The sequence below is a fragment of the Vreelandella glaciei genome (genome assembly GCF_013415125.1).
GTDB classification, from domain to species: Bacteria; Pseudomonadota; Gammaproteobacteria; order Pseudomonadales; family Halomonadaceae; genus Vreelandella; species Vreelandella glaciei.
Genome location: NZ_JACCDE010000020.1, coordinates 44,828 through 58,943 on the forward strand (window position 1 = coordinate 44,828; position 14,116 = coordinate 58,943).

At 56.1% G+C, this 14,116-nt stretch carries 11 protein-coding genes; 10 read left to right on the forward strand and 1 reads right to left on the reverse strand.

Annotation, left to right across the window (positions count from 1 at the left end; genetic code table 11):
• Positions 1 to 10 precede the first annotated feature (10 nt).
• Positions 11 to 925, reverse strand: coding sequence for a LysR family transcriptional regulator (locus tag HZS80_RS14005; protein WP_179916437.1), 915 nt, complete (start codon positions 923 to 925; stop codon positions 11 to 13).
• A 181-nt stretch (positions 926 to 1,106) separates the two neighbouring features.
• Between HZS80_RS14005 and HZS80_RS14010 the strand changes: the two genes are divergently transcribed.
• From HZS80_RS14010 to HZS80_RS14055, 10 genes are all read left to right on the forward strand, one after another.
• A complete protein-coding gene (locus HZS80_RS14010) occupies positions 1,107 to 2,618 on the forward strand; it encodes a CoA-acylating methylmalonate-semialdehyde dehydrogenase (RefSeq protein ID WP_179916438.1) in 1,512 nt (503 codons plus the stop codon).
• A gap of 20 nt (positions 2,619 to 2,638) precedes the next feature.
• Complete coding sequence (locus tag HZS80_RS14015) at positions 2,639 to 4,321, forward strand: GMC family oxidoreductase (protein ID WP_179916439.1); 1,683 nt, start codon at positions 2,639 to 2,641, stop codon at positions 4,319 to 4,321.
• 219 nt (positions 4,322 to 4,540) lie between these two features.
• A complete protein-coding gene (locus HZS80_RS14020) occupies positions 4,541 to 4,744 on the forward strand; it encodes a cold-shock protein (protein WP_008958127.1) in 204 nt (67 codons plus the stop codon).
• A gap of 260 nt (positions 4,745 to 5,004) precedes the next feature.
• Positions 5,005 to 6,774 (forward strand): SLC13 family permease, encoded by a 1,770-nt coding sequence (locus HZS80_RS14025; protein WP_179916440.1) that lies wholly within the window; start codon positions 5,005 to 5,007, stop codon positions 6,772 to 6,774.
• A gap of 109 nt (positions 6,775 to 6,883) precedes the next feature.
• Entirely contained in the window at positions 6,884 to 7,549 is a 666-nt protein-coding gene (locus HZS80_RS14030) for an alpha/beta hydrolase (protein WP_179916441.1), read from the forward strand.
• A 40-nt stretch (positions 7,550 to 7,589) separates the two neighbouring features.
• The gene (locus HZS80_RS14035; protein ID WP_179916442.1) at positions 7,590 to 8,270 is read left to right on the forward strand and encodes a hydrogenase subunit MbhD domain-containing protein; all 681 of its coding nucleotides are present in this window, start codon (positions 7,590 to 7,592) and stop codon (positions 8,268 to 8,270) included.
• The gene (locus HZS80_RS14040) at positions 8,267 to 9,757 is read left to right on the forward strand and encodes a complex I subunit 5 family protein (protein ID WP_179916443.1); all 1,491 of its coding nucleotides are present in this window, start codon (positions 8,267 to 8,269) and stop codon (positions 9,755 to 9,757) included. Before HZS80_RS14035 ends, HZS80_RS14040 begins: the two co-directional genes overlap by 4 nt.
• Positions 9,754 to 11,259 (forward strand): complex I subunit 5 family protein, encoded by a 1,506-nt coding sequence (locus tag HZS80_RS14045; protein ID WP_179916444.1) that lies wholly within the window; start codon positions 9,754 to 9,756, stop codon positions 11,257 to 11,259. The genes HZS80_RS14040 and HZS80_RS14045 overlap by 4 nt, the downstream gene beginning before the upstream one ends.
• Positions 11,256 to 13,028, forward strand: coding sequence for a proton-conducting transporter transmembrane domain-containing protein (locus HZS80_RS14050; RefSeq protein WP_179916445.1), 1,773 nt, complete (start codon positions 11,256 to 11,258; stop codon positions 13,026 to 13,028). The genes HZS80_RS14045 and HZS80_RS14050 overlap by 4 nt, the downstream gene beginning before the upstream one ends.
• A gap of 63 nt (positions 13,029 to 13,091) precedes the next feature.
• The gene (locus HZS80_RS14055) at positions 13,092 to 14,078 is read left to right on the forward strand and encodes a YihY/virulence factor BrkB family protein (protein ID WP_179916446.1); all 987 of its coding nucleotides are present in this window, start codon (positions 13,092 to 13,094) and stop codon (positions 14,076 to 14,078) included.
• Positions 14,079 to 14,116: the final 38 nt, after the last annotated feature.

Here is a 14,116-nt window from a genome sequence, read left to right on the forward strand (position 1 = left end):
TTCTGACAACCTAGCCCAAGCGATGTGGCCATACTTCGTCCAGCGTGTTGAGTGCCGCGTTCACGGTCGGTTCAGCGGTGCTGTCGTGTCGCCATACAAAGCTTAATGCGCAGGGCAGGCGGAGGTTGTCTGCGACGGCCAGGCCACTCTCTTGGCGCTCAGTCATTGCCAGGGCGTCGCGGGCCAGGCTTAAGCCAACGCCTGCGCGGACCAGATCCAACATACAGGCTTCTTGGTCAACCTGGGCTACCCGGTTAGGCACTGCGCCGCTCTTGGCGAGCGCTTGCTTCAGCAGCCGGTGGTGGGCGGAATCCTGTGGCGTAACGATCCACGGCAGCGTGGCTAAGTGCTCCCAACGGGTATCAATGAGTCGGTTTTCCCAGCCTGCAGGGGCAATCACATGATAGTCAAAGTGCGTCAGCTCGCGCCAAGCCAGTGCCTCATGCCCCTGGTTCAATCCAGGGCCTTCGCCAGGCGGTGCCAGGTAAAAGCCGACATCCAGATCACCCTGTGCGATGCGGTTTAGCACGCTGCCGCTCATTCCATGCTGCAGTTCGGTTTCTAATTGGGGCGCCCGTGCCATCAGGCGGCTTAAAAAGGCGCCTAAGCGAAGAAATTCCGGGTCAACGATGGTGCCGATGGAGAGCTTGCCGCGTAGCGTGCTGTGCAGCGTTCCAGCGGTTTGCTCAAATGCCTGGGCGCTGGCCAGAGCTTTTTCAGCCGCTGGGAGCAGGGCATGGCCGTCGGATGTCAGCGCTAGCCCCTGGGGGCGGCGACTAAACAGCGTGAGACCTAAATTGGCCTGTAATTGCTTCAACTTTAGGCTGATGGCAGGTTGCGTCAAGTGTAACTGTTCAGCGGCGCGTGACACGCTGCCCGTTCTTGCAACAGCCACGAAGGCGCGCAGTGTAGCGTAGTCTTGCATGATGGGCCTCAACGCATGCTGGTGATATTAGCAAAGCTTATAACTGGCTTTTAAATAACTCAATTGATCTGTTCCCAGCGCCCAGTAGGCTAGGCTAAACGCAGGCTCTTTCGTAAGCACTTAACCTACGCTCTTAAAACCTACGCTCTTAAAACCTACGCTCTTAAAAACAGGTACTCCCATGACAACAACAGCGATTCAGCACTTTATTAATGGCCAGGTCACCGCTGGCGAGTCTTCAAACTCTCAGGACGTTTTTAACCCCGCCACCGGTCGCGTGACTGGCCGTGTATCGCTCGCTTCATCACAAGATGTGAACACCGCTGTCGAAGCGGCTCAAGCTGCCTTTCCAGCTTGGGCCGATACACCGCCCATTCGCCGTGCCCGAGTGATGTTCAAGTTTCTAGAGCTGTTAAATGTCCACAAAGATGAGCTAGCCGAAGCGATTACCAAAGAGCACGGCAAAGTGTTTACCGATGCCCAGGGGGAAGTCGCACGTGGTATTGATATTGTTGAATTCGCCTGCGGAATCCCCCAGTTGCTCAAGGGTGACTATACCGAGCAGGTAAGTACCGGCATCGATAACTGGACGATGCGCCAGCCATTAGGGGTGGTCGCTGGTATAACGCCATTTAATTTCCCGGCCATGGTGCCGATGTGGATGTTTCCGCTCGCCATTGCTGCTGGTAATACGTTTATTTTGAAGCCAAGCCCGCTTGACCCAAGCGCCTCACTGTTGATGGCCGATCTGCTAAAACAGGCGGGTCTGCCCGATGGCGTATTTAACGTGGTGCAGGGCGATAAGGATTCAGTGGAAGCGCTGCTCGACCATCCGCACGTTAAGGCGCTGTCGTTTGTGGGTTCTACGCCGATTGCCAATTTGATCTACGAGCGCGGCGCGCGGAACGGCAAGCGTATTCAAGCACTCGGCGGGGCCAAAAATCACATGGTGGTGATGCCGGATGCCCACCTTGATAAAGCAGTCGATGCGCTGATCGGCGCCGCCTACGGCTCTGCCGGTGAGCGTTGCATGGCGATTAGCGTGGCGGTGTTGGTCGGCGACGTGGCGGATAAAGTCGTGCCGGCACTGGCTGAGCGGGCTAAAGCGCTAAAAGTAAAAGACGGTATGCAGCTTGATGCGGAAATGGGCCCCATTGTGACCCGCCAAGCCCACCAGCGGATTACCGGCTATATCGAAAAAGGCGTGGCTGAAGGCGCTGAACTGGTCGTCGATGGCCGTGCCTTTGAGGCCTCAGCGGCGGGTGAGAGCTGCGCCGAAGGCTTCTGGATGGGCGGCACGCTGTTCGACAACGTCACCCCCGAGATGACGATCTATAAGGAGGAGATTTTTGGCCCGGTGCTGGTCTGTGTGCGAGTGCCGGATATTGCCACCGCGATCCAGTTGATTAACGATCACGAGTTTGGCAACGGCGTCAGCTGCTTCACTGAAAGCGGAACGGTGGCGCGGGAGTTTGGCCGCCGTATTCAGGTCGGCATGGTGGGGATCAATGTGCCTATCCCGGTGCCGATGGCGTGGCACGGCTTTGGCGGCTGGAAACGCTCCTTGTTTGGCGATACCCATGCCTACGGTGAAGAGGGCGTGCGTTTTTATACCAAGCAGAAATCAATTATGCAGCGCTGGTCGGACTCCATTGATGCCGGTGCTGAGTTCGTCATGCCGACCGCGAAGTAAGCTCAGCGGAGATAACAATAATGGCTCAACAACAATCACAAGCAGCGCCAAATGCGGGTTTAGAGTTTGACTATATCGTGGTGGGAGCAGGCACCGCCGGGTGCCTGCTGGCGAATCGGCTGAGCGCCAATCCGAATCATCGTGTCCTGCTGATAGAGGCGGGTGGGCGCGATAATTACCACTGGATTCATATTCCGGTGGGGTATCTCTACTGCATCAATAACCCACGTACCGACTGGCTGTTTCGCACTGAGCCCGACAAAGGCCTTAACGGCCGCTCGTTGATTTATCCGCGGGGCAAGACGCTAGGCGGCTGTTCCAGTATCAACGGCATGATTTATATGCGCGGGCAGGCCCGGGACTACGATCACTGGGCCGATGTGGCGGGCGACGATGCCTGGAAGTGGGAGAACTGCTTATCCGATTTCATCAAGCACGAAGATCACTACCGCTTGGACGACGGCGGTGATGCCGATGCGAAACATCGAGATTTCCACGGCCACGGCGGTGAATGGCGGATCGAAAAGCAGCGCCTTAAATGGCAGGTGCTGGATGATTTTGCCGAGGCTGCCGTCCAGGCAGGTATTCCGCGTACCGAGGACTTTAACCGCGGCACTAACGAAGGCGTGGCCTACTTTGAGGTTAATCAGCGCTCGGGCTGGCGCTGGAATACTGCTAAAGCGTTTTTGCGACCCGCGTTGAAGCGCGACAACTTAACGCTCTGGCACTCCACTCAGGTCAATCGACTGCTATTTGAAAAGCGTGGAGAGGCGCTGCGCTGCGCAGGTGTGGAGGTGGAGCGGGGTGGTCAGGTGCAGCGCGCCATGGTGAGCGGCGAAGTGGTGCTTTGCGCGGGGGCTATTGGTACGCCGCATCTACTTCAGCTTTCCGGCGTAGGGTCGAGGGAATTGCTAGACGAACATGGCGTTGAGGTAGTGCATGAATTGCCCGGGGTGGGGGAGAACCTGCAGGATCATCTGCAGATTCGCTCGATATATAAAATAACCAATGGCAAAACCCTGAATGCCATCGCAAGCACCCTGTTAGGTAAAGCGGGGATTGGCTTGGAGTACCTGCTTAAGCGCACTGGGCCCATGAGCATGGCGCCTTCACAGTTAGGGGCGTTTACCCGCAGCTCTAAGGAACAAACGTACCCCAATATTCAATACCATGTGCAACCGCTGAGCCTGGAGGCTTTTGGCCAACCACTGCACCCGTACCCGGCGATTACCGCTAGCGTGTGTAACTTGAATCCGACCAGTCGTGGCACGGTGCGGCTAAAAAGCAGCGACCCCCGACAGGCACCGGCTATTTCGCCCAATTACCTGAGCACGGCAGAGGATCGAAAGGTGGCCGCGGATTCTCTGCGTGTCACCCGGCGGATCGCCGAGCAGACCGCGTTTGCCAAGTACGCTCCAGAAGAAGTGAAGCCCGGCGTTGAGTACCAAACCGATGACGAGCTAACCCGGCTGGCGGGGGATATAGGCACGACGATTTTTCATCCTGTTGGCACTGCCAAAATGGGCCGTGAAGATGACGCCATGGCGGTAGTCGATAGTCGGCTGCGAGTACATGGCATTAGCGGGCTACGCGTGGCTGATGCGAGTATTATGCCAACGATTACCAGTGGCAATACCAATTCACCCACGCTGATGATTGCAGAGAAAGCGGCCGGTTGGCTCCTTGCTGAGCGCGGTCAATGACCGGCCATCACCCCGCCACAAAAGCCAGCATGGCCGCGATTATAAGTGTGTTGACGCGCGCACGGGTTAGGCGCAAAATGACGCCAGTTGGTTAGCAAGTCGAACGTTGTCAGCAGCATAGAAGCGCCTCAAGCGTTAAATCTGGTGAAGGTTTCTTGTTCTACCCACTGCACTTCGGGTATTTCCCGGATTTAATTAGCTACATCGAGGATTTCGATCATGGCAACTGGCACCGTTAAATGGTTTAACGACACTAAAGGCTTTGGCTTTATTTCTCCTGACGACAATGGCGACGACCTGTTCGCGCATTTCTCTGAAATTCAGTCTGAAGGTTTCAAATCTCTGCAAGACGGCCAGAAGGTTTCCTTCGACGTCACCCAGGGTAAAAAAGGCCTTCAGGCTTCTAACATCAAAGTTGTTTAAGTTAATTCTTAAATATTGAGATGTTAGCAATCACCGCCTAGCGTTGATTGACCAAGGGACCCCGCCAAGTGCGGGGTTTTTTGTATTTATAAGATTGAGTGCAACGACACTTACCTCACACCTCACACCTCACACCTCACACCTCACACCTCACACCGGTATATTCTATTTTGTTCTTTAAATGTTTCTAAAAATAACTTTTTAGAATATAAGGCTGGCCTCACAATACTACCCTGTTTATTTATTAGGGTGTGGTGGTGATGTCGCTAGATGCTTGGATTGCCGTAGGAGTGGTGCTGACTATTTTCCCGCTAATGGCGTTTGCCCGCCTAGGCCCGGATATTATTCTGCTGGGCGCGGTGATTGTGTTGATGACGCTGGGCGTGATTGACCCACAGCAGGCGCTGGGGGGCTTTTCCAATAGCGGCTTATTCACCGTTGCCTTTATGTATGTACTGGTGGCAAGCATTCGTGAAACCGGCGGTATCGATCTGATCATTCGCTATGTGCTTGGCCGTCCCCATAAAGAAAGAGGCGCGCTGGTACGCCTCTTGCTGCCTGTGGCAGCACTCAGCGCCTTCGTTAATAACACGCCTGTGGTTGCCACCTACATTCCGGCCGTAATGAGCTGGAGCCGGAGGCTGCGTTTATCTCCTCAGCGGTTGCTGATGCCGCTCAGTTTTGCGTCTATTCTAGGCGGTACGATTACTTTATTTGGTACCAGCACTAACTTAGTGGTGCATGGGCTGCTGCTGGAACATTACCCCGAACTGGGGATGGGACTGTTGGATTTAGCCTGGGTAGGTATTCCTGTGGCAGTGGTGGGGCTCGTTTATCTGATCGTACTGGGGCCGCGTTTACTGCCTTCCCGGGAAGGGGTGGCCAAGGCATTTGCCAATCCCCGTGAGTTCACCATTGAAATGGAGGTCGACCCGGCGGGCGTGCTGGTCGACCGCAGCGTTGAAGAAGCCGGGCTGCGCCATTTGCAGGAGCTATTTCTGGTTGAAATTGAGCGCGCGGGCAACGTGGTGAGCGTGGTGGGTCCCGGCGAGCAGTTAAAGGGCGGTGATCGCCTGGTGTTTGCGGGCACCTCTGATGCCGCAGTGGAGCTGCAGCAAATTCGGGGTTTGATTCCTTCTCGGGATGATACGTCCAGTCTGGAGAAAGAGTTTAAGGAGCGCCGCTTGGTCGAGGCGGTGGTTTCTAACCAGTGCCAGTTTATTGGCCAGCGTATTCGCGACGGCCACTTTAGAACCTTGTATGGGGCGGCGGTGCTGGCGATCTGCCGCGGTGGCGAACGCGTCAAAGGCAATCTAGGTCAGGTTCGGCTTCAGCCCGCTGATGTGCTCCTGCTGGAAGCACGGCCGCCGTTTATCGAGCGGCATCGCCAATCCCGTGACTTCCTGCTGATTAGCGAGCTGAATGGCGCGGCGCGGCCGATACACGAAAAGGCGCCACTCGCCTGGGGGCTACTGTTAGGCGCTGTGCTGCTCGCCGCCCTGGGCGTGTTGAGCATGTTGAACGCCGCGATGTTAGGGGCGGCATTAGCGCTGTTGACAGGGTGTTGCTCGGTGGGGGCGGCCAAACGTGGCCTTGATACCCAAGTGCTGTTAACCATTGCTGCTTCCTTTGGCGTGGGTGCCGCGCTGCAAAGCTCCGGCGCCGCTGAGGTCATTGCCGGGAGTTTGCTTACCTTAGTGGCGGGGAATCCTTTGCTACTGCTGATCGGCACTTACTGTGTGGTTGCGCTACTCACTGAACTGGTGACCAATAACGCCGCCGCAGTGATTATTTTTCCGGTGGTGATGAGCGCGGCAGAAAGCCTGGGCGTTAGCCCGATGCCTTATGTGGTGGCGGTGATGTTTGCTGCCTCAGCCAGCTTTTTAACCCCCATTGGGTATCAAACCAACCTGATGGTATATGGCCCCGGGGGCTATCGGGTGAGCGATTTTCTGCGTTTGGGGTGTGGTTTGAATATACTGACCGGGGCGATAGCGCTACTCTTGATCCCTTTGGTGTGGCCCTTTTAAGCGAAGTACGCCCTTTTTAACAGACGATGGTCATTTAAAGCGCTGGCCTGCTCGCTGTTAACGCAGGTTTGCGCTAGGGTGACGCCTTTTGGATAAGGAATACGATGTTATGACTGCTCCTGGCGAACTGATTATTGAACCAAAAGATGGTCAACCCGCCGATGCGTGTGTGTTTATTATTCACGGCTTAGGTGCGGACGGGCACGATTTTGAGCCGCTGGTACCCGCATTAGCGCTACCTAAAGATTCACATGTGCGCTTTATTATGCCCCATGCGCCACGCCTGCCGGTGACTGTCAATGGCGGTATGGTCATGCCCGCTTGGTACGATATTCTTGCCATGGATTTGGGGCGCCGGGTAGATGAGAGCCAGCTTAAGAAATCCGCTGAACGCATCCAGGCGCTGATCCAAGAGCAGATCGACCAGGGTATCGATAGCCAGCGCATTATTGTGGCGGGCTTTTCACAAGGGGGCGCTGTTGCCTATCACGCAGCGCTTACTTTTCCCGCGCCGCTGGGCGGGCTGTTGGCGATGTCGACCTACTTTGCGACGGCCGACAATATTGAGCTAGCGGAAGCCAACCGCCAGATCCCGATCGAAGTTCAGCACGGGAATTTTGATCCGATTGTGCCCGAGAGCCTGGGCCGCAGCGGTGCTGATCGCTTAAAAGCGATGGGCTATGCGGTTAATTATCGCCAATACCCCATGGCGCATGCACTCTGCCCGCAGCAGGTTAACGATATTGGAAAGTGGCTAAATACTCGCCTAAGCTGAGCGCTTATTCGTGACCGATGCAAGGATGTAGCGAAAACGAATGATAGCTTCCTTTGATGCAATAGAAGTGCTGCTGGCGCTGTGCTTAACGGGGTCGGCGTTTGTGTGCCTGTTTGATCGCCATCTGATTCGCGCCTGTTGTTTCTTCGTCGTGTTTGCAGTCTCGATGGTGTTGGCTTGGTGGCAACTTGGCGCACCCTGGCTGGCAGCGGCAGAGTTGTTGCTGGGGGTGATGCTGACAAGTCCATGCTTTTTCTATGCGCTGGGCCATCTTTCTCCAGGCGCTTCAGCACCTCTTAAGCGTGATCAATTTAGCGAGCCTTGGTCTCGAGTGGCCATGCGCGTGGTGTTGGCGCTGGTCTGGTTTGTCATGGTGGGTGCGGCCATTCGCTTCGTTATCGCCGACATGGTGTATTCACCTGCCGAACATCCGCTACTGCTGGCCGGGGTGCTCATCGCCGCTACTGCCTTGGCTGCGTTTGCCCTACACCGCCATCTATTCAGGCGCCTGTTGGCATTTAATCTGCTTGGTTCGGGTGTATTTATACTGTTGTCTGGTGTGGCAGGCAGCTCAGCAGCTGCCCAAGCGTTAATAAGTGTGGGGCTGCTGGTTGCTTGGTTGGGTTCGATGCTCGGGGCCTTACTCATCCGACAGTTAATGCACCTAGAGGGAGTCGAGGCGCTGGGGCGTGACGGCGAGCCCAAAGAGAGCACGACATGATTTGGCGCTTTGGTCTTTTCGATAGCACGTTTGCGCCGCTTGCTACTACCCACTGGGCGCTATTGGTAGCGCTTGTTTTTCCGCTACTGCTGGGAGTGCTGGGGGCTTTATTTCCACCCAAGCGTGCCTTTCCCGTAGCGCTGGCTAGCCTGCCCGTATTGGCGTCTGGGGTGATGCTGCTATCTGCCTTTGACCAGTCGGGATTGCTGAGTTGGCAGTGGGAAATCGCCGGTCTTATCCTGTCGCTGCGCTTAAACGGGTTGAGCGTACTGTTACTGCTGACAACTCAGTGTATCGGCGTTGCCGCAGCGCTCTACACGCCTGGCTATTTGCGTCTAAGCGAAACCGGGCCGCTGGCACGTTGGCTGTGGCCATTGATGGGCGTGGTGCTGAGCGCGCTGTCATTAATTTGGTTAGCCACCGACTTACTCACTCTGTATATAGCGTTGGAATTAATGGGCCTAGCCGCGGTAGGCATGCTAATGCTGTCCGGAAAGGCGCCTGCGTTGCTGGCGGGTATGCGCTATTTACTGTTGGCGTTAGTCGGGTCGCTAACGTATCTACTGGGAATCGCACTGATTCTGGGCCACTGGGGGCGTTTGGATCTGCAGGGCTTGGCTAAGGTGATAGAGCCGGGCCCGGTGGCTTGGTTCGCCGCTGCGCTCATAGGTGCTGGGTTGGCTTTGAAAGCGGCGCTGTTTCCCTTGCACGCTTGGCTGACCCCCGTTCACGAAAATGCTTGGACGCCGGTGAGCGCGCTGCATGCCGGGCTGGTCATCAAAGCCTCCCTGTTCATGCTGCTACAGCTATGGAGCATCCTTCTTCCTGATACGTTCTATGCCCCTCGCGTCATTGCCTGGTTAGGCTTGCTGGCGATTGTATGGGGTGGGCTACTGGCGTGGCGTACCGACTCGCTTAAAACCTTGGTGGCTTCCTCAACCGTCGCGCAGTTGGGCTATCTGATGGTGGCTTTTCCGCTGTTACTGGGACCGGATATTGCGCCGTTACCGCGTGCCTTGGCGTGGGAAGGTTTTTGGCTGCAGCTGGTGGGGCACGCCTTTGCCAAAGCGGCCATGTTTATGGCGGCTGGCAATCTGATATTGGCCACTGGGGAGCACACCCTTAAAGGTTTGGCAGGAACCAGCCGCCGTTTGCCACTTTCGTTACTCGTGTTTGGCATTGCTTCGATTACCTTGATGGGCCTACCGCCCAGTTCTGGCTTCACCGCTAAATGGATGCTGCTTCAGGCCATGATCATCACCCAGCAGTGGTGGGCGGTGGCGGCCCTATTAACCGGTACGCTGCTGACGGCGGCTTATGTATTTCGCATGTTTCGCTACTCTTTTGATGAGACGGCGCCGCGCCATCGTTATCAACCCTTGGCGCCGGGCATGGATCTGATCGCACTAACGCTGGCTCTGATTGCGTTCGCCCTGGGGCTATTGGCGCATTTCCCGCTGGAATTGATGCACGGAGGCAGCCCATGAACGCCGCATGGTTACCGTTAACCGCTTTGGCCACCTCCCTGCTGGTGGCCGTGACTATTTTCGCCTTACCAGAAGAGGCCAGGCGGCTACGCACGACAATTAACATTGGCGCGGCGGTGGTGAAGATTATTTTGGTCACCCTGATGGTCAGGCGAGTGGCCGCCGGTCATGAAGACATTTTTAGTTTCCAGGTGATAGGCGGCCTTGATTTTGTGCTGCGGATCGATGCCTTGGGCGTGATGTTTGCGGGGTTATCGTCACTGCTTTGGCTCTGTACCACGATTTACGCCATTGGTTACTTGGAAGGCTCTGCCAATCGAAAGCGCTTCTTTGGCTTTTTTAGTCTTTGCGTGGCGAGCACTATCGGCATTGCGCTGGCTGATAATCTATTTACCTTTTTGATTTTCTACGAAATGTTGACGCTCTCCACTTATCCACTGGTGGTTCACCGAGGGACGGAGAAAGCCCTCAATGCGGGACGCGTCTATTTGCGCTACACGCTAAGCGCAGGTGTGGTATTGCTACTGGGCGCGGTACTGCTGAATAACTTAACGGGTGATCAATCGTTCTCTTCTGAAGAGGGCTTGGGCGACTACTTAAACGATCATCGTGGCCTGCTAACGTTAATATTTATCCTGCTAGTCAGTGGGTTGGCGGTCAAAGCTGCCATGGTGCCGCTGCATGGCTGGCTGCCTAGGGCTATGGTGGCACCCGCCCCGGTCAGTGCGCTGCTGCACGCGGTCGCGGTGGTGAAGGCTGGTGCCTTCGGGATTCTACGGGTCGTTTACGATCTGTATGGGATTGAACTTAGCGTGGAGTTGGGCGTTATTACCGGGCTAGCGGTGGCGGCGTCTATTACGATTATTTATGGCTCGCTCAGGGCCATTGCCCAACAGGAGCTGAAGCCACTCCTGGCATTTTCTACGGTCAGCCAAGTCTCCTACGTCATTCTGGGAATAGGCATATTCGGCCCTTTTGGTACGGTCGGGGCGTTGGCGCACTTGCTCCACCAAGGTTTGATGAAGGTTACGTTATTCTTCTGTGCGGGCAACTACGCTGAAGAGCTGGGCATTCATCGCATTGATGAAATAGACGGTGCCGGTAAACGAATGCCGTTGACCAGTATTGCGTTTACCATCGGCGCGTTAGGCATGATTGGACTTCCTCCTGTCGCTGGATTTATTACCAAATGGTATCTCGGCGTTGGCGCGATACAGGCTGAAATGTATTGGGTGGTCGCTGTGTTGGTGGCTAGCAGCACGCTCAATGCCATGTACTTTTTACCGATTTTGCACCGTCTCTGGTTTCGCCCCGGGCCCTCCCACGGCAAAGGAAATTGGCCTCATGAGCAGCGCTTAGGGCGTTTAGAAACCCATGGCTGGTTGCTGTGGCCAATGATGTTTACTGCGCTGATAAGCCTTGGGGCCGGGCTGTTTGCAGGGCTTCCGTATAGCCCCCTGGATTGGGCAGCCCGGGTAGCAAGCGGGGAGTACCTGCCATGATAACGCTACTGCTTGCGCTGGCACTGCTGTGGCCCTTCGGCGTTATGGGGCATGCCGTGTGGCTCGCCTACCGCGCGCCCGAGTCACAGCGTGACTACTTTTCAGTGCTGTGGCTAAGCGCCGCTTGGCCATCGCTGTTATTGGCTTACGTTGGGGAAGCGCAGTGGACAATGGATGCCTGGATGCTAGGTGGGGAGTGGGAATTAAACTCGCTGAGCCGCCCATGGCTAGCGTTCACCGCACTGCTCTGGAGTTTGGCAGCGGTACACGCGAGGGGATATTTTGCAGCGGAGCAGGCGCAAGCACAGCGAGGGGATCAAGATGCACAGCGACGCCTGCTGCGGCTGGCGCTGCTATGGCCGTTAACATTACTGGGTAATGTGCTGCTCATCATTGCCCAGGATATCGCCAGTTTCTATTTAGGCTTTGCAGTGATGACTTTTGCCGCCTACGCCCTGGTAGTGCACACCGGAACGCAAGAGGCACGCTTAGGCGCCAAGGCATACTTGATATTAGCGGTGCTGGGCGAAGGGCTAATTTTAGGCGGTTTCTTATGGTCGGCGGGAGCCGCCGACACGCTGATGCTGCAGGGGGTGCGCGAAAGCATTGTAAGCGCCGAGCACGGCGTGTGGATGGCTGCTTTGCTGTGCCTTGGCTTTGGTGTCAAAGCGGGTGTGATTGGCTTGCACGTATGGTTGCCGTTGGCGCATCCAGCAGCGCCAGCACCTGCCAGCGCAGTGCTGAGTGGGGTGATGATTAAGGCGGGCTTACTGGGGTGGATCAGTGTGCTGCCGCTAGGCCACGCTCAGGTTTCGGGCGCTTTAGCCCAGTTTGGTCATTGGATGTTAGTGGCAGGGCTTGCGGCCGCCTTTGCAGCTGCTGTATATGGGGTGTTTCAGCGCCACCCTAAAGCCGTGTTGGCCTATTCCAGTATCAGCCAGATGGGCATGATGACCGCACTGGTGGCCATGGGATTGGTAGCGCCAGATGTTTGGCCGCTGCTGTGGCCAGGGTTAGTACTGTTTGCCGCTCATCATGCGCTTGCCAAAGGCTCGCTGTTTATGGGGACCAGCATCAGTGAACATCTGCCGCGCTGGCCGCAGCCGCTGATATGGGCCTTGCTGGCATTGCCGGGTATATCGCTGGCGGGCGCTATCGGCGCGGGCTTGGTCAGTAAATGGGGAGTGAAAGCCCCGCTTTATGAAATGCATCATGAATCGTTGATCAAACTGCTTAGTTGGGCTGCTGTTGGTACGGCAGCACTGGTGAGCGCTGCGCTTTGGCGCCAGTGGCAGCAGCGCCATCAAGGGGGCAGCAACCGAGAGCAGTGGGGCGCCTGGTTAGTGGCCGTCATCGCCGCGCTGTTGACGCCGCTTTGGCTTCCCCTGCCTGCTGGCAGCATCGAGATGCCGCCGCTGAAAGAGTGGCTGGGGATTATGTGGCCATTTCCGGTAGGGGTACTGTTCGCCGCGGTGGGTTGGTTAGTAACGCGTCCGTTGACGGGTAAAACGCTTCCCGCGGGCGATCTATGGTGGTTCTATGCTTTTGTCGTTGGCTCGGTGCTGGTGCCGATCCGAGCTTTCGGTCACTGCTGCGGCCGGCTGAAATCGGCAAGCGTGGTAACCACTCAAAAAGCGGAAGAGACGTTGATGGGCCATTTAACTCGGCTATTGTCGGGAGAGTCCTGGCTGCGTCACCATACTAGCGGTTTAATGATGATGCTTGCCGTACTACTTGCGGCGCTACTGATGTGGGAAGGCCAGCGATGATACGTCTGTTAGAAAAAAGGTTGTCTGGAACGTACTCAAGCAGGCTCTTATTAGGAGCACTCTGTGGGTAAACTTGCGCGCGGCCGCCGCGCTCTTGTGCCTGGCGATATACCGCAGCGTGGCTGGCATGATATTGCTTGGCGGGTGGTACGAGCCGCTCGCCGTAATCGTATTACCATGCTGGCCGCTGGGGTGGCTTTCTATGCCTTATTGGCGCTGTTTCCGACCATCGCGGCGGTGATCTCACTCTGGGGATTACTATTTGACCCCTACGAGGCAGGCCAACAGCTCTATGAGATCAGCCGCTTTATGCCGCCGGATGCTGCCGAGCTTATTGATCAACAGGCGCAGCAGGTGGTGGAAAGCGCGGAGTCAGGTAACTTTCTGGGTGCTCTGGTGGGGCTGCTGATTGCGATGTTTATTGCCTCCAAGGGGGTAGGAGTATTGGTGATCGGGCTTAACGTAGTGTATGGCGAAACCGAAAAGCGCAGCCTTTTGCACCGTAGCACTGTGCTGGTATCGCTGACCTTTGGCCTGATTATTATGACCCTGATTTCACTAGGTTTTATTGCGATTGTGCCCGCGGTGGTCAATAGCCTGGCGATCGACCCGCCGTTAAACAAAATTTTGCAGTGGCTGCGTTGGCCTGCACTGCTAGTGATTATGAGTTTTCTTGTCGCGCTGCTGTACCGCTACGCACCTTATCGACGGTCCGCGCAGTGGAGCTGGCTAAGTTATGGCACGCTGCTGGCGACGGTGATGTGGCTGTTAGGCTCCGGCGGTCTTTCGCTTTATGTGCGCTATTTCTCTACCTTTAGCGAGCTTTATGGGTCGTTAGGGGCGGTAGTGGCGCTGATGCTATGGTTTTGGCTTTCCGCCTTTGTGGTGCTGTTCGGTGCGGAAGTGAACTGCGAAATGGAGCGTCAAACTTACAACGACACTACGATTGGCGAGGCGCGCCCGCTAGGCGAGCGCGAGGCATTTGCCGCGGATACTATTGGTACTCCTCGGCCGTGGAAGGACGTAGATAGAGACGCCGATAGTGAGTAAGTCAACGTAACCACAAGGCTTGTTGATGGCACCTTGCC

What these genes read in the sequence shown, in the direction of transcription:
- HZS80_RS14025 (WP_179916440.1), top strand. Translation starts at nt 5,005, where the DNA reads ATGTCGCTAGATGCTTGGATTGCCGTAGGAGTGGTGCTGACTATTTTC.
- HZS80_RS14045 (WP_179916444.1), top strand. Translation starts at nt 9,754, where the DNA reads ATGAACGCCGCATGGTTACCGTTAACCGCTTTGGCCACCTCCCTGCTG.
- HZS80_RS14010 (WP_179916438.1), top strand. Translation starts at nt 1,107, where the DNA reads ATGACAACAACAGCGATTCAGCACTTTATTAATGGCCAGGTCACCGCT.
- HZS80_RS14030 (WP_179916441.1), top strand. Translation starts at nt 6,884, where the DNA reads ATGACTGCTCCTGGCGAACTGATTATTGAACCAAAAGATGGTCAACCC.
- HZS80_RS14040 (WP_179916443.1), top strand. Translation starts at nt 8,267, where the DNA reads ATGATTTGGCGCTTTGGTCTTTTCGATAGCACGTTTGCGCCGCTTGCT.
- HZS80_RS14035 (WP_179916442.1), top strand. Translation starts at nt 7,590, where the DNA reads ATGATAGCTTCCTTTGATGCAATAGAAGTGCTGCTGGCGCTGTGCTTA.
- HZS80_RS14015 (WP_179916439.1), top strand. Translation starts at nt 2,639, where the DNA reads ATGGCTCAACAACAATCACAAGCAGCGCCAAATGCGGGTTTAGAGTTT.
- HZS80_RS14005 (WP_179916437.1), bottom strand. Translation starts at nt 925, where the DNA reads ATGCAAGACTACGCTACACTGCGCGCCTTCGTGGCTGTTGCAAGAACG.
- HZS80_RS14020 (WP_008958127.1), top strand. Translation starts at nt 4,541, where the DNA reads ATGGCAACTGGCACCGTTAAATGGTTTAACGACACTAAAGGCTTTGGC.
- HZS80_RS14050 (WP_179916445.1), top strand. Translation starts at nt 11,256, where the DNA reads ATGATAACGCTACTGCTTGCGCTGGCACTGCTGTGGCCCTTCGGCGTT.